The 25991-nt window shown below is 62.3% G+C and carries 21 protein-coding genes; 12 read left to right on the top strand and 9 right to left on the bottom strand.

Going from position 1 to position 25991, the window contains the following annotated elements; genetic code table 11:
• Positions 1-11: 11 nt before the first annotated feature.
• Positions 12-2396, top strand: coding sequence for an endonuclease MutS2 (locus GX444_18420; GenBank protein NLH50554.1), 2385 nt, complete (start codon positions 12-14; stop codon positions 2394-2396).
• Here the strand turns inward: GX444_18420 and GX444_18425 are convergent, their stop codons facing one another.
• Together GX444_18425 and GX444_18430 are read right to left on the bottom strand one after the other, a co-directional pair.
• Positions 2397-4283: a motility associated factor glycosyltransferase family protein gene (locus GX444_18425; GenBank protein NLH50555.1), complete on the bottom strand. Its 1887-nt coding sequence runs from the start codon at positions 4281-4283 to the stop codon at positions 2397-2399.
• Positions 4280-5557, bottom strand: coding sequence for a methionyl-tRNA formyltransferase (locus GX444_18430; protein ID NLH50556.1), 1278 nt, complete (start codon positions 5555-5557; stop codon positions 4280-4282). The genes GX444_18425 and GX444_18430 overlap by 4 nt, the downstream gene beginning before the upstream one ends.
• A gap of 122 nt (positions 5558-5679) precedes the next feature.
• On the opposite strand from GX444_18430, the gene GX444_18435 reads away from it, so the two are divergent.
• Positions 5680-6813, top strand: coding sequence for an NTP transferase domain-containing protein (locus tag GX444_18435; protein ID NLH50557.1), 1134 nt, complete (start codon positions 5680-5682; stop codon positions 6811-6813).
• Here the strand turns inward: GX444_18435 and GX444_18440 are convergent.
• The 4 genes from GX444_18440 to GX444_18455 form a co-directional block, all read right to left on the bottom strand.
• Entirely contained in the window at positions 6804-7562 is a 759-nt protein-coding gene (locus tag GX444_18440) for a hypothetical protein (protein ID NLH50558.1), read from the bottom strand. The two genes, GX444_18435 and GX444_18440, sit on opposite strands and share 10 nt — an antisense overlap.
• Before the next feature lie 47 nt (positions 7563-7609).
• A complete protein-coding gene (locus GX444_18445; protein ID NLH50559.1) occupies positions 7610-8659 on the bottom strand; it encodes a radical SAM protein in 1050 nt (349 codons plus the stop codon).
• A gap of 176 nt (positions 8660-8835) precedes the next feature.
• On the bottom strand, positions 8836-9426 hold the full coding sequence (locus tag GX444_18450) for a hypothetical protein (GenBank protein ID NLH50560.1): 591 nt from the start codon (positions 9424-9426) through the stop codon (positions 8836-8838).
• Positions 9427-9466: 40 nt separating this feature from the next.
• Entirely contained in the window at positions 9467-10630 is a 1164-nt protein-coding gene (locus tag GX444_18455) for a recombination-associated protein RdgC (protein NLH50561.1), read from the bottom strand.
• Between the two features lie 117 nt (positions 10631-10747).
• On the opposite strand from GX444_18455, the gene GX444_18460 reads away from it, so the two are divergent.
• Genes GX444_18460 through GX444_18475 form a run of 4 tightly spaced genes read left to right on the top strand, consistent with a single transcriptional unit; the run spans position 10748 to position 11967 of the window.
• The gene (locus GX444_18460; protein NLH50562.1) at positions 10748-11053 is read left to right on the top strand and encodes a DUF134 domain-containing protein; all 306 of its coding nucleotides are present in this window, start codon (positions 10748-10750) and stop codon (positions 11051-11053) included.
• Positions 11050-11430, top strand: a complete 381-nt coding sequence (locus GX444_18465; protein NLH50563.1) for a diguanylate cyclase — start codon at positions 11050-11052, stop codon at positions 11428-11430. The genes GX444_18460 and GX444_18465 overlap by 4 nt, the downstream gene beginning before the upstream one ends.
• A gap of 46 nt (positions 11431-11476) precedes the next feature.
• Positions 11477-11707 carry a zinc ribbon domain-containing protein gene (locus tag GX444_18470; GenBank protein NLH50564.1) on the top strand — a complete coding sequence of 77 codons (231 nt, stop codon included), beginning with the start codon at positions 11477-11479 and terminating at the stop codon, positions 11705-11707.
• Entirely contained in the window at positions 11704-11967 is a 264-nt protein-coding gene (locus GX444_18475) for a 4Fe-4S binding protein (protein ID NLH50565.1), read from the top strand. Before GX444_18470 ends, GX444_18475 begins: the two co-directional genes overlap by 4 nt.
• A gap of 13 nt (positions 11968-11980) precedes the next feature.
• On the opposite strand, the gene GX444_18480 is transcribed toward GX444_18475, so the two are convergent.
• Positions 11981-12970 carry an MBL fold metallo-hydrolase gene (locus tag GX444_18480; GenBank protein ID NLH50566.1) on the bottom strand — a complete coding sequence of 330 codons (990 nt, stop codon included), beginning with the start codon at positions 12968-12970 and terminating at the stop codon, positions 11981-11983.
• 446 nt (positions 12971-13416) lie between these two features.
• On the opposite strand from GX444_18480, the gene GX444_18485 reads away from it, so the two are divergent.
• Together GX444_18485 and glnA are read left to right on the top strand one after the other, a co-directional pair.
• The gene (locus GX444_18485) at positions 13417-14727 is read left to right on the top strand and encodes a hypothetical protein (GenBank protein NLH50567.1); all 1311 of its coding nucleotides are present in this window, start codon (positions 13417-13419) and stop codon (positions 14725-14727) included.
• Between the two features lie 341 nt (positions 14728-15068).
• Positions 15069-16502 (top strand): type I glutamate--ammonia ligase, encoded by a 1434-nt coding sequence (gene glnA, locus GX444_18490; GenBank protein ID NLH50568.1) that lies wholly within the window; start codon positions 15069-15071, stop codon positions 16500-16502.
• Positions 16503-16508: 6 nt separating this feature from the next.
• On the opposite strand, the gene GX444_18495 is transcribed toward glnA, so the two are convergent.
• The gene (locus GX444_18495; GenBank protein NLH50569.1) at positions 16509-18074 is read right to left on the bottom strand and encodes a hypothetical protein; all 1566 of its coding nucleotides are present in this window, start codon (positions 18072-18074) and stop codon (positions 16509-16511) included.
• A 31-nt stretch (positions 18075-18105) separates the two neighbouring features.
• Positions 18106-19932 (bottom strand): hypothetical protein, encoded by a 1827-nt coding sequence (locus GX444_18500; GenBank protein NLH50570.1) that lies wholly within the window; start codon positions 19930-19932, stop codon positions 18106-18108.
• 176 nt (positions 19933-20108) lie between these two features.
• Here GX444_18500 and GX444_18505 point away from each other — a divergent pair, with 176 nt between their 5' ends.
• The 4 genes from GX444_18505 (at position 20109) to GX444_18520 (ending at position 25857) form a co-directional block, all read left to right on the top strand.
• The gene (locus GX444_18505; protein NLH50571.1) at positions 20109-20606 is read left to right on the top strand and encodes a nucleoside deaminase; all 498 of its coding nucleotides are present in this window, start codon (positions 20109-20111) and stop codon (positions 20604-20606) included.
• Positions 20607-21026: 420 nt separating this feature from the next.
• Positions 21027-22625 carry a hypothetical protein gene (locus tag GX444_18510; protein NLH50572.1) on the top strand — a complete coding sequence of 533 codons (1599 nt, stop codon included), beginning with the start codon at positions 21027-21029 and terminating at the stop codon, positions 22623-22625.
• Positions 22626-22636: 11 nt separating this feature from the next.
• Positions 22637-24097, top strand: coding sequence for a hypothetical protein (locus tag GX444_18515; GenBank protein ID NLH50573.1), 1461 nt, complete (start codon positions 22637-22639; stop codon positions 24095-24097).
• A gap of 125 nt (positions 24098-24222) precedes the next feature.
• The gene (locus GX444_18520) at positions 24223-25857 is read left to right on the top strand and encodes a hypothetical protein (protein NLH50574.1); all 1635 of its coding nucleotides are present in this window, start codon (positions 24223-24225) and stop codon (positions 25855-25857) included.
• Positions 25858-25991 lie beyond the last annotated feature (134 nt).

A 25991-nucleotide genomic window follows, 5' to 3' on the forward strand; every position in this document is an offset into this window, starting at 1 on the left:
CGGATCGGAAAATGCCGAGTTACGATATCCAAAAAGCGGCGCGCCTGCTCGAGTGGGATCGCGTCACCGATCGGCTGGCCGAGTTCGCCGACAGCGAGCCGGGCCGCCGCCGGTGCCGGGAACTGCCGTTCCTCGACGATCCCGACCGCATCGACGAGGCGCTGGCCGACGTCGGCGAGGCGCGCGGGCTGCTCGAACGGGGCATCGCGGTCAATTTCGGCGCGGTGGTCGACCTGGGCGCGATGGCCAAGCGGGCGCGCGTCGGCAGCGCGTTGACGGGCAGCGACCTGCTGGTGCTGGCCGAGCTGCTGCGCCTGAGCCGGCGCACCAAAAAGCTGTTCGAAACCGAGGCCATCCGCCTGCCGCGCCTGTCGCAGCGGGCCAACGTGCTGCTCGAACAGGTCGCGCTCGAGAAGGAAATATTCGCGCGGATCGAACGCGACGGCCGCGTCGCCGACAACGCCAGCCCCGAGCTGGCGCAACTGCGCGACCGTTACCGCGCGGTGCACACCCAGATTCACGCGGTGCTGGAAAAAATCATCGCCGCCCCCGAATACGAGGAGTTGCTGCAGGAAAAGCTGTTTTCGCTGCGCAACGGGCGCTTCGTCGTGCCGGTGCGCGTCGAGCGCCGCCACGCGGTGGACGGCATCGTCCACGACATCAGTCAGACCGGTCAGTCGCTGTTCATCGAACCGCGGCCGATCACCGAACTCAACAACCGCCTGCGAACCGCCGAACTGGAAATCGAACGCGAGATTTACCGCATTTTGCTAGAGCTGACCTACAAGGTCGGCGCGGTCATCGACGAGATCGAAACGGCGGTCGAAACGCTGACCGGCCTCGATCTGGTTTTCGCCAAGGCCCGCTATTCCCTGAAAATCGGCGCCCAACCGGTCGAGGTGTCGCGGAGCGGCGAAATCCACCTGCCGCGCCTGCGCCACCCGCTGCTCATCGAACAACTGGCCACCGTGATTCCCAACGACCTGCGCCTGGGCGTCGCCGGCACGCTGGTGCTGTCCGGGCCCAACACCGGCGGCAAAACGGTGCTGCTCAAGACCATCGGCCTGGCGGCGCTGATGCTGCGCGCCGGGCTCCATCTGCCCTGCGGTCCCGACGGCCGCCTGCCGGTTTTCAAGCGGTTGTTCGCGGTCATCGGCGACGAGCAATCGATAGAGCGCAACCTGTCGAGCTTTTCCAGCCACCTGCTCAACCTGAAAAACATCCTCGACGAGCTGGTGCCGCACAGCCTGGTGCTGATCGACGAGATCGGCGAGGGCACCGATCCGACGCAGGGCGTGGCGCTGGCGCGGGCGATTCTGGACGAGTTGCACCAGCACGGCGCGCGGACGATCGTCACCACGCACTTCGCCGAACTGATGGCCGAGGCGCAAGTCCGCGAGGGCTGGACCAACGCCGCCATGGCCTTCGACGAAGTCGCGATGACGCCGACCTACCACCTGCTCACCGGCATGCCCGGCCGCAGCAGCGCCTTCGCCATCGCCGAGCGCCTGGGCCTGCCGCGGGCGGTCGTCGCGCGCGCCCGGTCGCTCGCCGCCGGCACCGACACGCGGCTGGAGCAGGTCATCCGCCAGTTGGAGGAAGACCGGCAAAAATGGCGGACCCTGAGCGAACAGGCGGAAGAGGCCTGGAACAAGGCCGAGGCCGAGAAGAAGCGCCAGCAGGATTTGCTGGCGGAATTGCGGACCAAGAAAGACAAGCTGCTGGCGATCGAGCGCGAATCGCTCAAGGCGCAACTGGACGAGGCGCGCGAGGCGGTGCGGCAGGTCATCAAGGATTTGCAGGCCGGGCCGTCGTTCGCCGAGGCGGAAAGAACCCGCGAGCGGCTCAAGGAAATCGAACGGGAGCAGGAGCGGATTTTCCCCGCCCGGTCCGAGCCGGTGCCCGCCTTCCTGTTGCCGATCGCGGATTGGAGCGCGGTGCCCGCCGGGTCCGAGGTGGTGGTGCACAGCCTGGGCGAATCGGCGACCGTGTTGGAGCCGCCCGATGCCCACGGGCGCGTCCGCCTGCAGGTGCGCGACAAACGCCTGACGCTGCCTGCCGAGCAATGTTACATGAAGCGCGACCTCGTGCCCGAGCCGCCGGAACGCGAACCGGGCGGCGTGTCGGTCGTCGGCGCGGAGCCGGACGAATCGTTGATCCGCCTGGACCTGCGCGGCCAGACCGCCGACGACGCCCTGCTCGAAACCGAATGTTTCCTGGATCAGGCGATGCGGCTGCGGCTGCCGCAGGTCGCCATCATCCACGGCCACGGCACCGGCGTGCTCAAGCGAACCATCCGGGAGTATCTGCGTCGTTGTCCGTACGCCCGTTCCTGGCGCCCCGGCGAACGCGGCGAGGGCAGCGACGGCGTGACGATGGTCGAGTTGGATCTTTAACTACTCGATGTCCGTGGCGACGTAATCGCGGAACCGCCCCGTTTTTTCCAACAACATTTCAGTAATGCGCCGCAGGCCCTCGTACATCGAGGCCGTGTGTTGCATGTTCCGGCGCAGGGATTCCACCACCGAAAGGCCCTGGTAATCGAAGGCGGTATTCACGACGAGCAGTTCCTTGCCGCCGACCGCGGTCAGCAGATCGTCGTGGCGGGCCGCCAGCGTTTTCAGGCGCGCCTCGTCCTTTTCCAGCCGGGCGAGCAACTGGTCGATTTGCGCCGCCGGCCGGTTCGGGCGGTTGAGCAGGCGGAAGATTTCCGCGGTGCGGGCCAGGCCGTTTTTCGCGCAATGCTGCAATTCGCGCAGGTCGGCGGCGGTGCCGTCGAGCCGCTCCCGCAACGCCGCGCGATCGATCGGGGCGGGCCGATAGCAGACGTCCAGCCGCTCCTGGACCGGGAATTCCGCGCCCAGGAATTTTTCCGTGGCGACGGCGAAGGGCAGCGGTTCGGCGTCGCGGATGCGGGCGCCGCCCTCGGTGGCGTTGATGACCCGGACCCCGCGGGCGACGATCGCCGGCAGGTGTTTCTCGTACCACAGCAGGTAGTTGTACAGGTTGATTTTGGTGAGCACCCGGCCGCCGTAGTAGCCTTCGACCTGCAGGTATTCGTCGGCGTCGGGCCCCTGGCCGGCGGCGAGGTTTTGCATGGCGCCGGAATCCAGGCTGAAGTCGCCGATCCGCGAGACGCCGGCGGCGTGGCTCTGGCCCGCTTCGCCGAACGCCAGATCCTGGCCGACGATGACGATCGGGTTGCAGCCCAGGCGCACGGCGAGCGAAAACGCGGCGATCGACACCGAGCCGCTGAAATCGAGCACCGCGTCAGGCTGGCCGATGAGGCCGAGCAGCCAGTTCGCGTCGGGCATGTCGTTGCCGAAATAAAAAATCCCCTTGGCCGGAAGATCCCACAGGCGGCGGTGGCATTTGACGAGCAAAGCCAGATAGGCCCGGGCGGTCTCCGGCGCGTCCGCGAACTGCGGGGTGATGTCGTTGGACTCGACGGCCAGGGTGAGGTCGGGGATCGCGCCGGCCGCCGTGCATTTGCGCAGCGCCGTGCCGACGCTCAGGATGACGCCGCGGTTTTGCCAGCGCGCCAGGCAGGCGGAATTTTTATCGAGGCTCGGCCCGGCCGAGACGACGACCGCCGGCCGGCCCGCCAGGGCGCCGTCGAGCCGGGCGAGCGGCGCGTGCCGCGAATAGGCCGGGAAGTTGTCGATCAGGTTGTCGAACCACTCGATCTGCCGTTTCAGGTTTGTGGCGGTAATGATTTTTTGGTCCTGCTTCATCGTTTCGATGCGGCGCCGCAAGGGTTCCAATTGATCGGCGTAGAGTTGCCGGATGGGCGGCAGCAGGTACAGGCCCAGGTTGGGCTGCAGCTTCACGCCGTATTCGAATTGAAAAAACAGCTTGTCCACCGCGTCGACCACGGTCAGCCGGTGGTCGGCCAGCGCCGCGGCGCAGTCGACGGCGCCCAGGGCGGCGCGCAGCACCGCCGGTCGCGGTTCGATCACGAACACCTTGCCGTTGATTTTTCGCCACAGGCCGAGCGCCAGATAGCCCAGTTCAAAACCCAGCACCAGCACCACGCGGCGGGGCGAGCCGCCGGCCGGCTCCTGTTCCAGCAAAGCCGCGACGTCGCGCGCCGGCTCGTAACGCGAGAGGATCGAGCGGCCGTCGATCGAGAGCGTCGGTTCGCCGTTGCGGGCGAGGGTGACGCTGACCGCCGCGTCGGCGGCCGTCTCGCGCAGGATTTGGGTCAGGCGGCGATCCCGCGTCTCCAAAGCCGCCAGATTTTTTTCCAGCAAGGCCGGGTCGAACCGTTCGGCGGTCGTCACGAAAAGCGAACTCCGTTGCGCAGGACGCCCATGACCCACAGGTGATAGGCGCTGGTTTCTTCCTCGCCTTCCCATTGCACCTGGTGCAGGCCGAGCAGCACGCCGTCGCCGCCGCGCACCAGGACGGAGCTTTCCTCGAAATCGCCCAGCGCGGGCAACGTTTCGACGATCTCCCCCGGTTCGCCGGGCCGCGGCGGCAGGTCGTCGCGCAGGTCGGCTTTCCAGATGGTGAGGCGGCGGTCGCGCCAGAAGGTGTAGGCGCCGGAATAGGGCGCGGTCAAGCCGCGGATCGAATTGTAAATGACCTCGGCCGGCTGCCGCCAATCGAGGCGGTCGTCGGCGTCCTGGCGCAGCGGCCAGCAGGTGGCGCGCGATTCATCCTGCGGCCGGCGCGGCAGCGACCGGTTGATCATCCGGGGCAGGGCTTCCTCCATCTGCTCGATTTCCAATTTGAGGATGCGGTTGTAGAGCGAAGCGGCGTCGTCTTCCCGCGAGACGAAGAAGGACCGCTGGTCGGCCAGGTCGCCGGCATTGGCCTGTTCGGTCAGCCATTGCAGGCTGATGGCGCTTTCGGTCAATCCTTTGATCAGCGTCCAGCGCAACGGCGAATGGCCGCGCCCTTCCGGCAGGCGGGTCGGGTACAGGCCGAGCGCGCCGCTTTTCGGCACGGCCAGCAATTCCGGGCCGAATTCCTGGTTCCAACCCAGGACGCACAGGTAGTCGGGAGCGGCCGCCCGGATCGCTTCGACGACCTTGGCGTCGTTGATGTCGGCGGTGTGCAGGAAAGGGATGTCGTTGGCCAGGCAGAGCTTTTTCAGAGGGTCGGCCTCGCGCGATTTCATCCCGGCGGCTTTCCGGCCGATGACCAGCACCGGCGGCGCCTCGCGTTCGAGCAACTCCGCCAGGAGGCGGCGGGTGTGCTCGAAACCGCCGATGAACACGATGCGCAGGCCGCGCTTGGGCAGTTGCAGGGCGAAGGGCAGTTCGAGCCCGTCGGCGGCGGCGAAAAAGCCGGCCATTTGCAGGGCGGGCATGGTTTCGGGTCTCGGCCGGCGGGCGACGATCCGCTCGAGTTCCCAGTGATGCAGCGCCTGGCGGGCGCCGTGCGCGGCCAGCAAGGCGCCGAGTTCCGGGTTCTTGCCGCTGAGCCGGGCGACGCCGCGCTGGTCGACGACGAAGGCGCCTTCGTCCTCGTTCCACTTGCCGCGCACCGTCAGTCGGTCGTCTTGCCATTCGGTGCAGAGGGTAATATCTGTAAGCAATAAGGGTTTCATCGGATCGCCGTTCCGCGCCCCGCGGCGCTGAATAATAATGCCGTTGTGACCCTGCGTCGCCGGCTCACGGGCGCCGGCCGGAATGCCACGGATTTTAACGGAAATTTGCCTCGGGTGAAACCATGACCAAACCCAAAAAGAAACCGGTGGTGGGCGCGGTGATCCAGGCCCGCCTGGGTTCTTCGCGGCTGCCGGGAAAAGTGCTGCTGCCGCTGGCCGGCAAGCCGGTCCTGGCGCACGTGGTCGAGCGCTTGCGCCGGTGCCGCCGGCTGGATCGCATCGTCGTGGCGACCAGCACCGCGCCGGAAGACGCGCGCTTGTTGAAATTGGCCGACGAGCTGGGCGTCGATTCGTTCGCCGGCAGCGAAAACGACGTGCTGGCGCGCTTTCTCGGCGCCGCCGACCGCTTCGGCCTGGACATCGTCGTGCGCATCTGCAGCGATTCCCCGCTGCTCGACTGGGTGTTCATCGACGAGATGATCGAGCGCCTCGCGGCGGGCCGCGCGGATTACTCGATCTGCGACGAGAGTCTGCGCCACGGTTGCGAGGGCTTCGAGACGGTCACGGCGGCCGCCTTGCGCCGGGTCGCCGCGCTCACCGACGACGCCGTCAACCACGAGCACGTCACCTGGTACATCCGCCGACATCCGGACGAGTTCCGGATCTGGCATCACCCGGTGCCGCGGGAAATGCGGGGCCCGTACCGGATGAGCATGGACGTCGCCGCCGATTACGAATTCATGCGCCGCATCTACGAGGCGCTGTACCGCCCCGGCAACCCCATCGACCTGCGCGCCGCCCTGCGCTGGCTCAAGCGGCATCCGGAGGTGATGGCCCACAACGCCCACGTTCGGCAAAAACCGGCCGAGGACGCGACCCGGCGGATGTTGTTCATTCTCGGCGGCGGCATCGCGACCGGCCGGCGCAAAGCGCGCCTCGCCGCCGTGACCGCGCAGTTGGCCGAAAACCACCACGTCGTGCTGACCCTCGCCGCGCCGGCGCCGCTCGCCGCCCTGGCGGATTTCGGCGCGCGCGGCTACCGGCTGCTGGAACTGCCGGCGAAGTTCCGGCTGACGCGGGCCGTGGTGAGCGAACTGGCGGAGCGCTGCCGGGCGCGCCTGCTGGTGTACGACGAAGCCCTCCCGGTCGGCGAAAATCTGGTCGCCTGGCTGGCCGGCCAGGGGATCACCGCGCTGCCGCTCGCGACGCGGATCGACCGGTTGGCGAAACTGGCACGCGCGGCGGCTCAAAAGTGAAATCCGGCGCTGGAATAATAGTGAACGGTCAGCGCCGTCAGTAACGGCACCGCCCAGCGGTCGTAGGGTTGCGGCGTGTAGAGTTGGGTGACCGTGGCCACGGCGGTCGCCAGGAGGGCGCCGAAGAAGGACCAGGGCCCGAACCAGACGCCGGGTATTTGCGCGAAACCGTAAATCACGGCGAACAGCAGGAGCAGGCTGGCGACGGCCATCCCGGCGATGCCTTCGAAGGTCCGGTTCCGCAACTCGCGGTCGCGAAACCGCTGGTGGCCCCAATAGCGGCCGACGATCGCCGCCGTCCCCCGCGCCGTCGTCTGGACCAGAACCCCCGAAATCAGAATGAATTGGTAGCCCGGCCACCAGAACAGCAGTGCCAGGACCAGGGCGGGCCACAGGGTGCCCAGCGGCGGTTCCTCGTTTTCGCCGTCCGCGAGCAGCGGTTTCATCCAGGGGTGCCGGCGGGCGCGATAATTCACGTACATCAGCAAGAGCGGCGCGAACCACATCGCGGGCCAGAGGGCGATCCAGTAAAAGGCGATGATCACCCAGCCGCCCGCGACCACCTGCAGGATGCGCCGGGCCAGCCAGGGGGAAATTCGCGACGAACGGCGTAGGAGGCGCGCGCCGGCAAGGGCCGCCAGGCCGTAGAAAACGCAGAGCATCACGCCGACGGCGTTCCGGGCCGTTCCCGTGGTGGCGAAGAGAATCGCGGTTTTGAGCAAACCGAGCCAACCGGCGTCGGGCGACACGAGTCTATTACCTCCCGGCTGCGAATCGATTCTTGGTATACCAGAAATTAAAGAAAATTGCCGTGCGGTTTTTCCGGGTTGGCCAGGTAGGCGAACAGGTCGTTGTAATGGTCGTAGCGCATGTACGAAGTGTGCCCGACGCAAATCCGTTTGCAGTGGCCGGCCGTGATCTTGCGCAGGATTTGCCGTCGCTCCTTGCCGTGCCAGAGCTCCGGCAGGCTTTTTTCGTAGATGCTGCCGAAACAATACTGCTTGTTGCCGCGCGTCGAGCAGCAGGCGTACAAGCCGCCGTCCGCGCCGAGGATCCCCACCAGGTGGTGGCCCAAGCACAGCTCGTAGGGCTTGGCGTGGATGCCCTTCGAGAAATTGTAGATGCGGAAGCCCATCACGGTGAAATTCTCATCCTCGTATTGCCGCCGGGCGAACAGGTAGTTGGCGTCGATGCTCATGTAGAGTTCGGTGTCGAACATCTCCTCGGTGGCGACGACCCGTTTGAAGGCGATGTACCGGCAGCCGGCTTCCTTGGCCCGCTTGGCCGCGATGGCCATTTCGTGGAAGGTGGACGGGTGGATGATGTAGATGATGCCGGTGTACAGATCCTTGGCGACCGCGTTGATCCCTTCCTGGATTTTGGCGAAGGCGTTCGGATTGACCGGCCGGTGGGTCATGCGGTGCGTCTCGGCGCTGCCGGCGTCGAGCGAAATCCGCAACCACGAACAGGTTTCCAGGATCACGTCGCGAAAATCGATCACCCGCTCGCCGTTGGTGATGATGCCGACGTCCAGGCCGATTTTTTTCGCGTGGCGCAGCAAATCGGCGATGTACGGATAGACCAGCGGTTCGCCGCCGCCCTTGATCACCAGGCTCCGGACGCCCATCTCCTTGGCGTCGGAGATGATCTTTAACGCGACGTCCCGGGGCAGAAAAACGCCGCGATTTTCCTCGCGGTGGTGGTAGTCGATGCACCAGACGCAATTGTGGTTGCACGAATTGGTCGGGTCCATTTCCAGCGTGACCGGCGGCGGCAGTTCGCCGCGCAGCACCGCCTGGATGCGATCGATGTGATTGATGATCTTGAATTCGGAGAATTCCCGCACCGGTCACTCCTCTTGTTCCGATTGTTTCGGTCGAAAAGGTCCCGGAACATTAGCTCTTTCGATAAGATAGGGTAGAAAAGGCCGCCGATCAATGGGCGGGCGCCGGTTGTTGCGAACCGGTCGGGATAATTGGCTCAGGCAGCGGCCGGCGGATGGCCGCTGAATCGTCGCCGCGGCTACTTCAATTTGTTGAAAATCCGCTGATTTTCCTCGGCGTCGCGGCGCAGTTCCTCGTGCCAGTCGCGCTTGAAGCGGGGAGCGGCGCGAAAATCCTCGTAAAGTTGCCGGCCCAGTTCCGATTTGCTGACGCCCTCGGGCGCGACGCGGATGTCGATCTGCGCCATCGCCAGGTCGAAGTCGGTGGACATCACGGTTTCGGCGTCCAGTTCGTAGGCCTTGAGGGCTTCGTTGATCCGGTCCGGCGAACTGCGGAACCGCCGCGCCAAGTCGTGGATGTTTTGCGGCCGGAACTGGTTGTCGGCGGTGATGCCCAGGTGATAGGCCATGAACAATTGGCACGGGTCGATGCCGTCGATCAGCTTGTAATCGCGGCGCGGCGGATAGTACAGTTCGCGCGGTTTGGCCGGCGCGGCCGATCTGCCGTCCGAAAGGCTCATCGCTTCCTTGTCGTAATACTCGTCGGGCAGTTTGCGACCCGACGGCGTGGGGGCCTGCGGTTGCGGTTCCCGGCGATCGAACGGATCGGCGGCTTTGGGTTCCTGTTTCTTGCGGCGCAGGATGACGTCGGGCTGTTTGTAGGATTTCATCATCGGTTCTCTTTTTTTTCGGGCGATTGGCCGGCCGGGGTCATTCGCCGAGGGTGCGGCGGATCGCGCGCATCGTTTTCTCCCAATCCTCGCCCATTCGCGCAGTGATAAAAACGGCCAACAGACTGTCGAATAATTGAATGCCGGTTTCCAGCAGGTGCAGGCGCTCGAAAAAGACCGCGTCGCGCTCGGCGGCCGGATCGGTGGTTTCGTCCTTTTCGATCCGCACGCCGGGGCACTTGTACGAGGCGAAGGCGAACGACTCGGCCTTGAGGGTCAGTTTCCAGGCCAGCTCGCCCTTTTCGAAGTGCAGCGTGGCCTCGGTCGGCTGCTTGCCGACCTGCGCCGCCTTGCGCGCCTCGGCGAAGTCCTTCAGGTGGCCGGTGAAGGCGCTTTTACGCACGCCGTGCTCGTCCTCGTCCTGAAACACCAGCCGATCGTTCACGTAGGCGATGAACGCGTCGCCGGCCGCGGCCGGGCCGGGCTGGCCGACCTCGTACGCCGAGTCGGAATGGCGGGTGCGGTGCATCAGCCAGAGGAGCAGGTCGTTGCCGATCCAGCGATTGGCTTTGAGCTGGGTGGCCACGTCCTGATCGAACGCCGGATTGGCCTCGTCGAGGGCGCGGTGCAGTTTCTTGTCGGCGACCCGCTTGGCGCGGGCGGCCGGATGCAGCGCGGTCAGCGTCAGGCCGGGAAAGGTCTTGGCGAATTCGTCCTGAATCAGATCCATCGACTTGGCCGCGGTCGTCGTCGCCGTGACGAGGCCGCGCTCCAGATTCCACACCAGGTCGATCGTCGTCGGGGTGGGCAGGGTGCGCGCCCGCAGTTCGAAGGTCACCCGGTCGCGGATTTCCAGGCGCGCCTGTGTCGGCACGCGCTGCTGGCCGGGGTGCGCCTGCAGCCATTGTTCGCATTCGCGGGCGAACAGGCGGCGCAATAAAAAGGCCGGCGGCTTGCGGCGGTCGCGGCGGAGGGTCGCCACGAGGTAGTGGTCGCGCAGAAACGAGTAGTGATTGCCGAAGTCGGCGCTCAGGTTGTCGTCGAGGGTCACCCAGCCCTGCGATTCCTCGTCGGTGGTCTCGTCGATGGCGCGGAAGCAGAACCGCGACAGGCCGTGCTCGGCCCAGACGGCGAAATCCTTTTGCGGCGGTTTGCCGTTGACCGCGAATTGCGCGACGCTGACGGTGTTGGCTAGCAGACCCATGTTTTTCGGCTCCTTCGAACGGGCTTGTTTAGTACACCAATCGCTTTTCGGCGGCAACCAGGTTGACACGAATCCGCTTTTTGAATATTGTGCATATGCACATAATAAGGTGGCGCCATGACCGGCCGCCCGAAAAAACCGCGCTTCTGTCGCTGTCCCTACGGCGGGCGCGCGTTCAAACCGACGCGTATCCCCATGTTCGAACTGGAAAAAATCCGGTTGAGCCGGGACGAGCTGGAGGTTTTGCGGCTTTGCGACCTGCAAGGGATGACGCAGGAGCAGGCCGGGCGGGAGATGGGCGTTTCGCGCGGGACGGTACAGCGGCTGGCGGCCGCCGCCCGGTCCAAGGTGGCGCGGGCGCTGGTCGAGGGATGCGCGCTGCTGCTGGGGGACGAGATCCCCGCAACCGAGGAGCAACCATGAACATCTGCATTCCGATCGAAAACGATCAAGGTCTCGACAGTCACGTCTACGGTCACTTCGGCTCGGCGCCGTTGTTTCTGGTGATCGATACCGAAACGGGCGCTTGCCGGACCATCGCCAACGCCAACCGCGTTCACGGGCACGGCATGTGCCAGCCGGTCGCGGCCCTGGGCGGCGAAAAAGTAGACGGCATCGTCGTGGGCGGCATCGGCCTGGGCGCGCTGACCAAGCTCAACGCGGCCGGCTACCGGGTTTTTCAAGCCAACCATGCCACGGCCAAGGAAACCATTGAGGCGTTTCGCGGCGGCAAGTTGGCGGTCGTTTCCGCCGACCATGCCTGTCAGGGCGGGCATCACGGTCAGGGCGGTTGCCACTGAAACCACGCCGTTCGCCCGCGGGGCGGACAAGCGGAAAGATAAAAACATGCCGTTATACGAATATCATTGCGTAGCCTGCGGCCGGCGGTTCGAGCAGCTGCAACCGGCCGCCGCGAGTCCAGCGCCGGCTTGTCCCGACTGCGGCCGGCCGACCGAAAAACTCCTGTCGGCGCCCGGCGCTCTTCAAATCAAGGAAGGCGGGCATCCCGCCGGCGGGCAACCCTGTTGCGGCGCCGCCGGGCCGTGCGATCACCCGAAGCGCTGTTGCGAGCAATGAAGCAGCGAACCGACAAGCCGCGGCCGGTGATCGACGCGGGCCGTTGCGACAACTGCGGGATCTGTGTCGAGGGCTGCCCCAGCCGGGCGATCCAGGAAACCTTCAACACCACCTGCGCCAAGTGCGTGAAGTATTGCCTGACCTACCAGGTGCCCTGCACGCCGCGGGCGTTGATCGTCAGGCCGGAGTTATGCACCGGCTGCGGGCGGTGCGTCGAGATTTGCCCCCGCGGAGCCATCGCCTGGGAAGAAGAAGGTTGAAGCCGGCCGCGGCCTACAGCGTGTAGGTGACGCCGGCGGTCAGCACCTCGACTTGCGCCTTGACCTCGGCGGCGATGCGCTGCAGGGAATGGTCGCAGGTGTCGTGCGCCGACAGCAAAATCCGTTCAGCGCCGGATTCGTTCAGCGACCGGATCGTGCGGTCCAGGTCGCGGTCGTCGATCCGTTCCCACCACCCCTTGCCGGTGCCGATGATCTGCTGAAATTCGATGCCCAGTTTCGCGCCGCGCGACTGGGTGATCGGGAAATGCAGCCCGCCGATGATCGCGTGAATCGGCTCGGCCGACAAGCGGCGCACCATTTGGATGATGACTTCGATGGTCGGATGGCCGCACCCGGTGACGATGACCAGGCCTTTCCCGGCAAGCCGGGCGATCACCGCCTGTTCCTCGGTGATGCCGGTGAAGCACAGCATCCGGGCCAGCGGGCCGGTCGAGGCGAAGCCCGTGGGGAGCGCGCGCGGCGCGTCGATCACCTCGGCCGTCAGGCCCGGCGTCGCGCAGGGAGCGGGCAGATAGCAGGGGAGATCCTGGGGCGGCGCGAATCCCGGCGGAATGAGCACCGACTTGCGCCGCACGGCCGTCAGTCCGCCCATGTGGTCTGGGTGCAGGTGGGAAATGAAAAGCGCTTGCCAGGCGGCGGGGTCGATCCCCAGGTTGGCGGCATTGTGGGCGAACGCCGGGCGCTCGGGACCGAAACCGACGTCCATGAGCATCACGCCCCGCTCGTGGCGCAACTGGTAGACGACCGCGGCGTCGCCGATAAAGCCGTCGGCGTGGCGATGGTCCACGATGACGGTCAACTCGAAGCGTTGCCGGGCGGGCAGCTCGAGCGGCGCGGCCTTTTCGAGCCGCGCGGCGTTCCTCGCCTCGGCCTCTTTCACCCCGGCGGTGAACTTCCGCGCTTGAATCGCCAGATAAGGAACCAAGGCGGGAGAAGTCGCCGCCAACAACGGCCACCAATAGGGAGCGATGCGGTATTTCATGGCGGCGATCGTAGCGTCCGGCGAGGGCTTTGAACAGGCCGCGGCCTCGCCCTCCTTCAAGTGTAAGAGCGGCTTAGCAGCCGCGATACAAACCCATGCCGTCTTTTCGTGCGCAAGCCGGAATCCACACCGCCGCTCACCAACCCATCACTACCAATGAGCTTTGAAAATTCTCTGATTTACAAGCCTTGACTTTGACAACGCATTGTAGTGTTATTTATCCATGTGCTGAGGAATGATCGAATCCTCGGTTGTGAGAAATTCCGACGGTAGTCGAAGGATGGAGTTAAATAATGCTCCTGAAACTCCAATTTCTATATACTGTCCCCGAAAATCCGGAAATCCATCGGAAATCCGGAAAGCAAAAAGCGGAGGGAGATAAGTAATGTGTCCCCGGAATTCGGAATTCCCAATATTTTATTGCCGAAATTGTTATTAATGTTATCTTGCTATTTGTAATTCGCGAAGGTCAGGCAAAAGTATTTCTCACTAAACTTAACCAGACCGGTTCGGTTGCTTGGGAGTATTTTGAAGAGGCGGAATTCAGTTCCGAGGATTTGTTGTTATGTGGTGATGGCCTATATTTCGTTCGTGAACAAAGTCTATCGCGTCTGACGAAAAATGGCGAATTATCCTGGCAGGACGAATATCCCTATCAATATGGAAACATGCTTTGCGATGAAAATGATCAGGTTTTGTTGTTGGTCACTACAGCGGGCGCACCTGCGACCGCGATACTTTATCGTTATTCGATCGATGGTGAAAGAGAAACCATCGGCGAATATTATCTTGGAGAATTTGAGGCGAATCCGGCCATCCTTTATCCACTATCCGAGGCAAATTATTCAATCCATGTCGAAAGTGAATATGAGATGTATGAACAAATATTGATAATTAATAAAATAAATGGGGAAGAAACGGGACGAATTGAAATCGAAACATCGTTGGGCGAAATGCTACCTTTTAAAATTGTGCGCTCCATGAATGACGATTCGATTATTGTCCTATTACAAGCGGGCTGGGGAAATACCTACCTACAAAGATATAAAACGGACGGAACGCTTCTCTGGGAAGAAAAGCTGGAAAATATTGCATTTCCGACCTTGAACGTAAGTGAAAACAATGAAATCGTTTTAGTGGCGGCGGAATCAAACGACGAGGAATATTTACAAGGCCTTTATGTTATTAGAAAAATATTAGTAATTAAAAATGATGAAAACGGAAAAGATATGTCCCAGAATGTAATTATTCCACTTTTTGGTGGCGACCAGTCCGCAATCGGTGAAGCGGATTTTATTATATTAGCTGGTGATAAGGTTGCTTTTATTGCTTCTTATTGTGCTGAACCATATTACCAAATATATCGTTCTATTATCTCTCAACGATTCACCATGGACGGCAAACAAGAAATGTATGGGATAATGGACACAAAATATTCCTATTTAAGCATGGAAGAAACCTATGTCGACGCCGCGAATAATCAATATGTGTTGAGCCAAGGGGGACCAACCGGAGGGGAAATCGGTAACGAGGATATTGTCTGCGGTAAGATCAATGAAATCGGCCAGATTCAATGGATATATCATTACGACTGTGGCGGTGGTCTGTTGGATCGTCCTTGGGGAATGGAAGTGGACGCTGAAGGCAGCGTCTACCTAGTGGGCGATGTGTGCCATGAGCAACCGGATATTTTCGACGATGATACAACCGTCGAGACCGACGAAGATAATGGCGACGAACCAGGCTGCGGCTGCTGATTCGTCCGCCTGCCGCCGTTTTCACATTCCACTTCCGCTCGGCATGGCCATCGATCCTAGCGGATCGAAGACCATGGCACCCCGAAAAGGATCGCACCCTTCGAGACGGACAAGGACCTCCTCAGACGGCGGTGAAAACCGGACACTTGTCAAATTTACGAAAACCTTTTCTTTTCCATTGGAAAACAAATGTCATTCAGCCTGCGGCAAGATCCACCCGACCGACTGGCGATGATGCGTCTACCTATAGCCCCGACTGGCGAGAAGCGAAATTCGTGCTATTAAGGGGCAAACTTCGCGGTCGGCCGCGGCGCGGCCGGTCGCCGGACGAGGGAGCATCAATGTTCGCCACCTACGATGAACTGCTGAATTACTGCACCACGAACCGCCTGGAAATGATCGACCTGAAGTACATCGATTTGTTCGGCCGCTGGCAGCACCTCACCATTCCGATCAAGCGCCTGTCGCCGGCGCTGTTCACGGACGGCGAGCCGTTCGACGGGTCGTCGGCGCCCGGTTACAAGAAGGTCGAGTCGGGCGACATGGTTATCGTGCCGGATATCCGGACGGCCGAGATCGACCCCTTCTGGAACTATCCGACCCTGAGCCTGATCTGCAACATCTGCGAGGCCGACACCAAGCAGTTGTTCGGCCGCGATCCGCGCGGCGTGGCCGACCGGGCCGAGCAATACCTGCGCGCGACGGGCATCGCCGATTGCAGCCTGTGGGGGCCGGAATTCGAGTTTTACATTTTCGATTCGGTCAACGTTCGCGAGGACATCAACACCAGCTTTTACATGATCGATTCGGTCGAGGCCGACTGGAACAGCGGCATGGAAGGGCAGAACCTCGGCCACAAAATCCCGCGCAAGGGCGGCTACCACGCGGTGCCGCCGCTCGACGCCATGTTCCAACTGCGCGCCGAAATGTCGATGACCCTCGAAAAGATGGGCATCCCGGTGCGCTACCACCACCACGAGGTCGGCGGCCCGGGCCAGTCGGAAATCGAAACGCTGCTCGACACCCTGACCCGCATGGGCGACAACGCCATGCGCACCAAGTACATCATCAAGAACATCGCCCAGCGCCACGGCAAGACGGTCACCTTCATGCCCAAGCCGCTGTTCAACGAAGCCGGCAGCGGCATGCACTTTCACCAGTACCTGGTCGACGCGGCGGGCCGCAACCTGTTCTACGACGAAAAGGGCTACGCGGGACTTTCGGAACTGGCGCGGCATTACATCGCCGGCCTGCTGCTTCACGGCCGGGCCCTGGTGGCGCTGACCAACGCCAGCACCAACAGCTACAAGCGGCTGGTGCCGGGTTTCGAAGCCCCGACGAAGCTCTTCTTCGGCCAGGCGAACCGTTCGGCGGCGGTGCGGATTCCCAAGTATGCCGCGAAGCCGGAGGACAAGCGGATCGAGTTTCGGCCGCCCGACGCGACGGGCAACCTGTATTTCGCGATGGCGGCGCAGCTCATGGCCGGCATCGACGGCATCCGCCGGCGCCTCGATCCGACCGAATTGGGCATGGGGCCTTACGACGTCAACGTGCGCGACATCCCCGCGGCCGAGCTGGCGAAGATCCAATCGGTGCCCGCGTCCTTGCAGGAAGCCTGCCTGGCCCTCGCGGCCGATCACGAGTTTTTGCTGGAAGGCGGGGTGTTCAATCGCGGGATCATCGACACGTGGATCGACCATAAGATCAATCACGAATACTACGCCGTGCGGAACCGCCCGCACCCCTACGAAATCAAGTTGTACTTCGACCTGTAGCGGTTTTTAGCAGCCGCACCCGCCGTCGTCGTTGTCGTCGTCACCGCTCGTCGAGCCGGCGTCGTCGTCATTGTCGTCATTGTCGTCATTGTCGTCATTGTCATCGTTGTCGTCGTTGTCGTCGTCATCGTCGGCGGTATCGTCGTCCGGTGGGGTCGCGTCGTCGTTGTCGTCGTCATCGGCGGGCGTGGTGTCGTCGTCGGTCGGCTCGGTCAACTCGTCGTCGCCGTAGGGGCCGTCGCCGGGCAGGATGCCGTAGTAAACTCCCAGCCAGTACCCGATGAGGTAATCCACCCCGTGCGCCGTGTGCGCGGGATCCTCGGGCGTGCTGCAGGATACGTGATACGGGCTGCGTTCCCACAGCACCGAATCCCAGCAGCGGTCGTCCACCTCGTGGGCGTCGAGGGTCTGCGGATCGATGTCGAAGCCGGTCAGTTCCTCGATCCAGGGGTATTGCTCCAGCAGATCGCTGGCCCAGACCGAAAACGGGTCGAGCGGCATTTCGCTGCAGGTGACTTCGCGCTGGTAATTCGGCGCTTCCCACATCACTTCCAGGCTGTGGCGGATGTCTTCAACCATGGCTTCCAGCTCGCCCGCGTCGCAGGTGCCCAGGCGCAGGCAGGCGGCGTAATAAACCGAGTCGAAAAACGGGTTGTGCCCGTCGTTCGACCACGTGCGGACGTTGACCTTCCAGATCTGAAACAGGTGCTCCATCCGCTCGCGATCGGGCCACAGCCGGAACATGTTCGGCACGTTGGAGTAGTTGTTGATGAAGGCGTAGTAATCGCTGTACCGGTTGAAAAAGGCGATGCTCGTCACCCACAGGAGGGTCTTGTTCTTTTCGTATTCCGAGTCGAGCAGATCCCAGAAATAGGGTTCGTCGATGACGTGCGCCGCCTGGATGAGAATCGAGAGCCGGATGTCGGGCAGGATTTCGGCCGCCGAGTAGACGCCGCCCCAGGGGTCGACGATTTTCCAGTTGTTGCTTTCCAGGGTGAGGATGACGTCGCGGAAATCCTCGCGGATCGTGTCGCGCATCGTCGCGTCGTCGACGCTGTCGTAGGCCCAGGTCAGGCCCCAGAACCAGGTGATGTACTTGTCGCGGACGTTCTTGCCGAGCCAGAAATCGCCGGCGTAATCGCCCGTGCCGAGATAGCGGGCGTCGCTGTCGAGCGATTCGACGTTCCACGGCGCCTCGTCGGGCGCGGCGTAGCGGGCCAGGTAGCCCGGATCGCCGGTGATGTCCTTCAGAATATGCATGTAATGGGCGATGCGCAGCACCTCGTCGCGCGCCTCGGTCTCGCCGGTGACCTGGTAGCGGATCGCCTGCGTGACCAGGTAGGTGCCGGTCCAGTCGCCGCTGTCGCCGCTGCCCCAGGTGCGCAGGATTTCGGTGCGGGTTTCGTCGGTGAACAGCACGTCCGAAACGCCGCCCAGGCCGGTCGAATGCCATTCGCGCAGGAAGGCGGTGTAATCGGCGGCTTTCTGGTGCAGGTACGGGTCGAAATCGCGGGCCGCCGCCGGAACGGCGAGCAGGGCCAGCAAGAGCAGCAAACAAGTCGCGAGGCGCATGCGGGTTTCCTTGTTGGTGGTTGGCCGGGACTCAATGCACCCAGCGAGCATACCAGTAGGCGTAACGGAAATCGACGCCGGGCAACAACGCGTTGCCGCTGCCGCCGCCGTTCGGGCAATACGGATTCGAGCGCCAGTGGTAATTGCTCACCGGCCGCACCTCCTGCGGGATCGGCTCCTTGCAGATCAGGTCGTCGTTGCGGCCTTTGTAGCCCAGCACCGTGACGACGTCGCCGTTTTCCAGCGTGCAGGTGCCGGCGGCGATTTCGTCCTCGTCGCAGTTGATGATGCTGGTATCCCAGTAGGGCGGTTCGTGGAAGGCGTAGAGGGTTGCCACGCCACGGTCGACGGCGTCGAGGTCGGGCGCCTGGATCATGGAACCGTACGCCGAGGCGCCGGATTCGGCGGTCGCGTAAACGAAATCGAACAGCGAATAGGAATATTCCTCCGGCTGGCGTTGGAGCAGAAACGGCCCGTTGAAATACAGATGATTGCGCGTGGTATAGCGGATCTTGTCGCGCACGTGCGGATTGTCGAGGTACCGTTGCGCCAGCAAAGCGCCTTCCAGCGCCATGTTCACGGCGCTGAAATTGGTGATCAGGCCCAGGTTGACGCCGAGCTGCTGGTTCATCGCGATGCGGTCGAGTTCCCGTTCATCGATCAGCGTGTTGTAGAGGTAGTCCTCCAGCACGGGGTCTTCCGAGCAGTAGGTCAGCGCGGCGACGATGCCCAGGGACATCAGCGAATACATGCCGTCTTTGATCGGCAGCCAGGCGAAGTAATAGCGGTCGAAGGCGTTTTCATTGAGGTAGCCGTGGTAGGTGGTCCGGCCGTCGGCGTCGAAAATTTCCAGGTCGAAGGCGCCGCCGAGGCTGCCCGGGCCGCCGGTCCGCTCGACCATCAGTTGCCGGCCGATGTCGCTGGCGTGCTGCTGCAATCGGGTCTTGTCCGCCGCGGCGAAATTCTCGTCGTCGCGGATGACTTCCCAGAGCGCGCCGAACGCGGCGGCCCAGCCGATGAACTGGTCGCGGCTGCACGAATCCTCCCAGATGTAATTCGGGAAGGCGTGGTCGGCCGAGTTGTCCTCGCGCCAGGTGCCGTTGTTTTTCTCGGGCGGCAGCGGGTTGCCTTCCTCGTCGAACAGCGGCGTCGTTGCCTGGGTCTGATAAGGGCCGGGGATGTCGGTTCGGCAGAATCCGCGAGCGATGATGCCCGGCTCGCCGGTGATTTCCACCGCGACGAAAAGCTGCTCGAGGTCGCGCTGGAGAAACTCGCGCGCCCGTTCGATATCCTCGGGCGGATAATCCTGATCGCGCAGAACGCCGTACCGGAAGGCGTCGGCCGCGATGCCCACGCCGGCATACAGCCCGGCCACTTTTTGCGTGGCGGTGATGGCGTCCAGCGGATCCTTGCCGCTGAAGGCCGCGTAGTCCCAGGAATCGGAGTTCTGCAGGAAGTCGGCGATCTGCGCGCGGTCTTCTTCCTGGATCAGATCGACGTTGACGTCGGCGTTGACGCCGTTGCCGGCGCAGTTGAACAGCAAGTGCTGGCGGTCGAAGCGGTCGGCCTTGGCTTCGAGTTCGGCGTCGTAGCCTTCCTCGGCCGGTCCGGGCAATAGCGACGTGCCTTCATAGGGTGGCGTGTTGTCGTCGTTGTCGTTGTCGTCGTTATCATCGTCGTCGTTGTCATCATCATCGTCGTCATCATCATCGAGCGGCGAGGAGTCGTCGTCGTCATCGGCAATCCCGGCGTCGTCGTTGTCATCATCATCGCCGTTGTCGCAGGCAAGAAACGCGCTTACGCCGATGAGCAGAAGGATGAGTAAATAAAAGTAACCACGCCAGTCGGACCGGATCATGGCCTGCCTCCGGAGACAATTTTTAAGGAACGGCATCGAGCCGCGGTTTTGAACGCGCGTTCATTATGCGGGATCGATTCAGGGAGTCAACCGAAACGAGGCGACCCGATCGACTCGGTCGGATGAAAAAGTCGCGCGGATGGGTCGGATTCACTATCCGGAAAAGGGCGGCTAAGATGGATTCGGACCAGCGGGGGGAAATCGTGGATCCCACTCAACTGTTGCAGCGTTCGGTCGATCTGGCGCGCGAGAAGATGCTCGCCGGCGAGGGCGGCCCGTTTGGCGCGGTCATCGCCCGGCAGGGCGAAATCATCGCCGAGGGTTGGAACCGGGTCACTTCCGCGAACGACCCGACCGCGCACGCGGAAATCATGGCGATTCGGCTGGCCTGTGAAAAGCTGGGTTCCTTCTCCCTGGCCGGTTGCGAGATTTATGCTTCCTGCGAGCCGTGTCCGATGTGTCTGGCCGCCATTTACTGGGCGCGGCTCGAGCGGGTCACCTTCGCCGCGACTCGCGAACAAGCGGCCCGGGTGGGTTTCGACGACGCGCGGCTTTACCGCGAATTGCGTCTGCCGCTGGAATTGCGGGAGGTAGCCATGGCACACCTGTCATTGCCCGCGGCCGACGCCGTTTTCGAACTATGGGAAAACAAAACGGATAAAATTCCCTATTGATCGACCGCATCGCCGGAAAAGGCGGCCGGTTTCAACGGTTATTCGGGTAAAAGCGCCGGTCCCGCGATGTCATCCCTGATTTTTTGCGGCCGGCGGAAGGCTGGTTTGCTGGATAGATACCGGTGGCACGAGCCGTTGATCGGGTCGAATCCGCTAGGATTGTCTTCTGAGGCCGAAATGAAATAAACGGTTCGCGTCCCTCGCTTCTGGATTCGAAAAGAACGGAAATCTGACCCTCTTTCAAAAATTCCTCGACTTTTCGCCGTGGCGACGGTTTCCCTTCATTTGAGAATCAATTGTATTTACGACGTATTGTCGATGCAGATAACCATGGCACGAATCTTGCCATTAGAAAAACCATCCTTTGCTTCCTTGAGGTGTTTTCGGATCTGCCGCGGCTGAAGGGAGGTAACTATGGCCATGAAAGATCGTTTTTTCGGATTCCGTTTAATTTGGGTTCTGAGTGTCGCCGTCTTGCTGCTATTTCCGTTCGGCGGTTGCGAGGATAGCGCAGGCGGCTCCGGCAGTTCGGCCGGCGGCCGATACGATGACGATGACGCCGCGGACATGGATGACGACACCTGGGCCGGCGACGACACGGCCGACGACGATGCCGGCAGCGCGGATGACGACGGCGCCGCGGACGACGATACTCCCGTACCACCGGAAGAAGACATGGAACCCGGGACGTATCCGCAGGTCTGCCAGGGAGCGGTCTATGTGCTGGCCTCCGATTACGATTTCGTCAGCCGGATTGACGCCGAGACCTTGGAAATCAAGACCATCACCGTGGGGCGCGAGCCGAAAATTCTGACCGCCACGCCGGATTGTTCCCAGCTTTTAACCCTGAATGCCAAGGACGACTCGGTCAGCATCATTTCGTTGCCGGGCAACGAGGTGCAAACCCTGGACATTCGCCCCGGCTTGAATTCGCTCGCGGTATCCCCGTCCGGGAATTACGCCTTGGCCTATTATTCGTTCACCGATGACGGCCAGGATTATCAGGGATACGGCGAAATTTCGATCGTCGATTTGCGGGACCGGACGGTTCGGTCGCTGGCCGTGGGATTTCCGCCGGATAGCGTGCTTTACACCAACGACGAACGCGCCCTGCTGGTTTCGACCACCATTCTGGGCCTGGTTCGCCTGACCGACGGCCATTTCGAAACCCTGCCGACCGGCCTGGACATCGACGCCGGCCAGCGGATTCGCAAGGCGGCGGTGTCTGCCGATTCGAGCTACGCCTTCATCCTGGCCGAGGCCGCCACGGACTTGCTGAGCATCGATTTGTCCTCGCTGGAAATCGAGGAATTGGAACTCGGCTGTTATCCGACCGACATGGACGTGGCGGCGGAGGGCGACATCACCCTGTTGCTCTGCCGCGGCACGGGACAGATTCTGGTGCTCGACAACGGCGACCTGTCGCTGGACGCCTACGAAACCGACGAAGTCGTCGGCTCGGGGGAATTGACCGCCGACGGCCGACAGGCGGTGCTTTTCACCAATTCCGAGTCGATTGAACGGGTGCATTTGTTTTCGCCGGCGGACGGCAAGTTGACCACCTACTACACGGTCAAACCGTTGGTCGGCGCGGCGATCGCGCCGGACGACCGCACGGCGGTGCTCTTTCACGAGGGCGGTGACGGCCAGCCGCTCGACGATTTCGACCAGTATTTCGACGGCCAGGAAGCCATCTCGATCTTCAATCTGAAAAACGGCCTGATCAATCCGGTGGAAACGGCGGTCCGCGCGACGACGGTCTCGTTCGGCAGCGACGGCCATTACGCGGTAGTGCCGCAGCCGAATCGGCAAAAATTGCTGTTGCTCGATTTGCAACGGGGATTGGTTGACGTGCTGGCCACGCCGAGTCTGCCGCTCGACGCGGGCCTGATCGATGATCTGGCCCTGGTCTATGTGCTGCAGGATCACCCGCTGGGCCGGATCAGCTTTTTCGACACCCAAACCCTGGCGGTACGGACGGTGACCGGTTTTCTGCTCAACGGCCAGATCGGCGAATAAAGGAGGTTGCCATGAAAAGCGCTAGGATCTACGGCTGGCTGCTGGCCCTGGCAGCCCTGTTTTTCATCACCGGTTGCGATCAACTTGCCGATTGGTTCGGCGACGATGACGACGACAACGACGACGACAAGGCGCCGTTCCGCTATCTGTCGGATTTCGACCTCGGCGCGCGGTTGGGCGCGGTCGATCCCTATGATGGTTCGTTGGACCTCATCGATCCGCTGACGCTCGACCGATATTCCATACCGACCTCGCCGGGTTTCAGCGCGCTGGCGTTGACTCCCGCCGGCGACCTGGTGGCGATGCTCGACGGCGAGGCGAACCTGGTGCGGATCGTCGATCCCGTCGCCGGCCGGGTGGAGGGTGAAATCGCCATCGGCGAGGGCGTGAACGCGCTGCGCGTTTCGCCGGCCGGCGATTACCTGCTCGGTTTTTACGATCCGAGCGCGGGCGAGGTCGATTTCGGCGACAGCGGGGTGATCAACTACTACGAATTGGACGTGATCGATCTGGTGGCGTTGACCGCTCGGCCGATCCTCATCGATTTTTCCCCGTCGCAAGTCGTGTTCGCGCCGAGCGGCCGGCAGTGCCTGTTGGGTTCGGACCATCGCCTGGTCTGGCTCGATCTGGAATCCGGGGCGAAGGTCACGTATCCGCTTACCCTCGATCCGACCGAGTCGCGCGAACCGCGCGATATCGCCATCAGCCCCGACGGTTCCACGGCGCTGGTCCTGGTAAACGGCACCGACGATATTTTCGTCCTCGATCTCGTCAATCCGACCATCAACATTTTGAATCTGTCCGGGCAAGCCGAGTCCGTCACCTTCTTGCCCGATAGCCGCGTGGCGCTGTTGCCGGTGCCCGACACCGGCCGGCTCGGCATCATCGACCTGGACGCCGCGATGCCCGCCGAAATCAGTCTGGGCGAAACGGCCTCGCGGTTGCGGCTCAACCCGGATGGAACTCAGGTCGTCCTCTATCGCGAGGGCGGCGATCAACTGATTTTTTACGATCCCGCGATGGAAGAAGTGTCGGCTTTGCCCCTGAACGTGCTCATCGAATCCGAGGAAGGCCGCCCGTCGGTCGCTTATTCACCGGATGGCCGGCGGATTCTGGTCGTCGGTCAATACGGTTCGGGACCGTCGGGCAAGCTGGACATGGATCTGGTTGATCTGAAAAAGAGCATCGCTTTTCCGATCGGTTTGGATGCGAGCTGGATCGACTATGCCTTTACGCCCGACAGCGCCCGCGTTGGTGTGCTGCTCGGCGAACGAAATAAATTCATCCGCTTGGATCTGAACTCGCTTCAGCCCGTCTGGTGGGAAATCGCCGCCGCCGCTCGCGAATTGCACTACCTGTCCGAATTGGGGATTTTTGCCGTTCAGCACCACGATCGACACGGCAAAATCACCTTCATCGGCGACCAGGGAAGCGATTTGTATAAAATAAAACGGGGATTTTTCGACGACTGACCGGCAACGGACCGAATCGCGGGGGGATGATGAGAATCATTCCCCCGTTTTTCCCCTGTAACGGCCTTTCGCAAACGGATACAATCGGTTAAACATTCCTTCGATTTTGACCGGAGGAGCCGACCATGCGCCGTTTGTTGTTCATCCTGTTGCCGATTTTGTTGCTCGTCCTTTCGCTCGCCGCCTGCGACAACGATGATGATGATAATGACGATTCCACCGTCGTGGCAGATGACGATACCGGCGTCGACGATGATGACGACGATGACGATGATGACGACGATGATGACGACGATGACGACGATGACGACAACGACGATAATGACGACAACGACGACAACGACGATAACGATGACAACGATGACAACGACGACGTTTCGCCCGAGTGTCCCGACGCGGACGAGGACGGATATACCGACGAAAATTGCGGCGGGCTCGACTGCAACGACGCCGATCCGGCGATCAATCCTGACGCCTACGACATCTGCGGCGACAACATCGACAACAACTGCGACGACATCGTCGACAACCCGGACGATCCCGTCGTCGAATTGCCGGAGTTCATCCTCGGCATCAGTTCGGGCGGCAGCTTCACCACGTACCTGCCCGGCTTGGGAATGACCTGGGTGCGCATCACCATTTCCTGGAAGTGGGTCCAGGCGGAAGTCACCGATCCCGACCTGACCATGGCCGACATCGAGGCGAATCCCGGCCTCATCGACGATTTCATCGCCGCGATCGACTGGACCTCGATCGACAACTATGTGCGTGGCCTGCAAGCCGCCGGGCTCGACCCGATCCCGCTGGTCGGCCACGGCTACAGCAATACGCTGCCGGCTATCGAAGGCGAACTGGCGACGCCCGACCGCCTGGGCACCGAGCATTATCTGGCGCTGCAATACCGCTGGGTGCGCGCCCTGGTCGAGCGCTACGACGGCGACGGTTACCTCGACGCCGACAACATCGTCGTCAAGATCTGGCAGACCGAAAACGAGCTCAACCAGGCCATGCTGACCGCAGTCTGGGGCTGGCGCGATCCGCAGTGGCTCGACGCGCTGACCTCGGCCTGGGCCGATTGGGATTTCTGCACGACGCTCCTGTCCACGCTGTACGACGCGGTGCACGACGCCGACCCGGAGGCGATCACCGTCCAGAATCTGCACACCGACGTGCCGCCCGAAATTTCGCACTTGTTGTTCCAGCCGTCGTGGACCGAGGCGGCCACGCAATGGCGCGATTACATGGATCTCGTCGGCTTCGACGCTTATCCGAATTATTACCTGGCCGAGCCGGTGATGGGCGATCAGATCGGCGCGCGCGTCACGCAGCTCGACGAGGCCGCGTGCGGCAAGCCGGTCATCGCGATGGAAATCGGCTACCCATCCGGCCCGGAGGAACTGGGCTTCACCTGGGACAACCAGGCGCAGTTCATCGACGACGCGTTCCATTCGGCTTACGAAGCCGGGGCCGTGGGCTATCTGCATTTCGGGTTGAACAGCGACGACACCCACAGCGTGGAAATCACGCCCGAGGACATCGCCAACCTGGAACTGGTCAGCGGGCTTTATCTGAATGAATCGTGGCTGCAGCTCATGCTCTGGGCGGCCGGCAACCTCGATTACATCAACAATCACTTCATCGACGTGTTGCAGTCGGTCGAGGAATATTGGGGCGTGATCTACAACGTCGGCCCGGTCTACAAGCCGGGTTATACGACGCTGCAGAATATCGCGACCGAGGTTTACGGACCGAAGGAATGAATCATCCAGGGGCTCCCGCCCCCGGCTACGACCATCGCCTAAATGGGCGATGCTGTGCCACCCGCATCGCGGGTTCCGGAAAAGCCTGTCACTGACAGGCGGCCGATCGCCTTCGCGATCCTAGCCAAGGGCGG

This window comes from Myxococcales bacterium (genome assembly GCA_012517325.1).
Taxonomy (GTDB): domain Bacteria; phylum Lernaellota; class Lernaellaia; order Lernaellales; family Lernaellaceae; genus JAAYVF01.

Bases quoted from the DNA above. Each gene is read 5' to 3' on its own strand.
- GX444_18420 (NLH50554.1), top strand. From the start codon at position 12: ATGCCGAGTTACGATATCCAAAAAGCGGCGCGCCTGCTCGAGTGGGAT.
- GX444_18430 (NLH50556.1), bottom strand. From the start codon at position 5,557: ATGAAACCCTTATTGCTTACAGATATTACCCTCTGCACCGAATGGCAA.
- GX444_18435 (NLH50557.1), top strand. From the start codon at position 5,680: ATGACCAAACCCAAAAAGAAACCGGTGGTGGGCGCGGTGATCCAGGCC.
- GX444_18450 (NLH50560.1), bottom strand. From the start codon at position 9,426: ATGAAATCCTACAAACAGCCCGACGTCATCCTGCGCCGCAAGAAACAG.
- GX444_18455 (NLH50561.1), bottom strand. From the start codon at position 10,630: ATGGGTCTGCTAGCCAACACCGTCAGCGTCGCGCAATTCGCGGTCAAC.
- GX444_18460 (NLH50562.1), top strand. From the start codon at position 10,748: ATGACCGGCCGCCCGAAAAAACCGCGCTTCTGTCGCTGTCCCTACGGC.
- GX444_18465 (NLH50563.1), top strand. From the start codon at position 11,050: ATGAACATCTGCATTCCGATCGAAAACGATCAAGGTCTCGACAGTCAC.
- GX444_18470 (NLH50564.1), top strand. From the start codon at position 11,477: ATGCCGTTATACGAATATCATTGCGTAGCCTGCGGCCGGCGGTTCGAG.
- GX444_18475 (NLH50565.1), top strand. From the start codon at position 11,704: ATGAAGCAGCGAACCGACAAGCCGCGGCCGGTGATCGACGCGGGCCGT.
- GX444_18480 (NLH50566.1), bottom strand. From the start codon at position 12,970: ATGAAATACCGCATCGCTCCCTATTGGTGGCCGTTGTTGGCGGCGACT.
- glnA (NLH50568.1), top strand. From the start codon at position 15,069: ATGTTCGCCACCTACGATGAACTGCTGAATTACTGCACCACGAACCGC.
- GX444_18495 (NLH50569.1), bottom strand. From the start codon at position 18,074: ATGCGCCTCGCGACTTGTTTGCTGCTCTTGCTGGCCCTGCTCGCCGTT.
- GX444_18500 (NLH50570.1), bottom strand. From the start codon at position 19,932: ATGATCCGGTCCGACTGGCGTGGTTACTTTTATTTACTCATCCTTCTG.
- GX444_18505 (NLH50571.1), top strand. From the start codon at position 20,109: ATGGATTCGGACCAGCGGGGGGAAATCGTGGATCCCACTCAACTGTTG.
- GX444_18510 (NLH50572.1), top strand. From the start codon at position 21,027: ATGAAAGATCGTTTTTTCGGATTCCGTTTAATTTGGGTTCTGAGTGTC.
- GX444_18515 (NLH50573.1), top strand. From the start codon at position 22,637: ATGAAAAGCGCTAGGATCTACGGCTGGCTGCTGGCCCTGGCAGCCCTG.
- GX444_18520 (NLH50574.1), top strand. From the start codon at position 24,223: ATGCGCCGTTTGTTGTTCATCCTGTTGCCGATTTTGTTGCTCGTCCTT.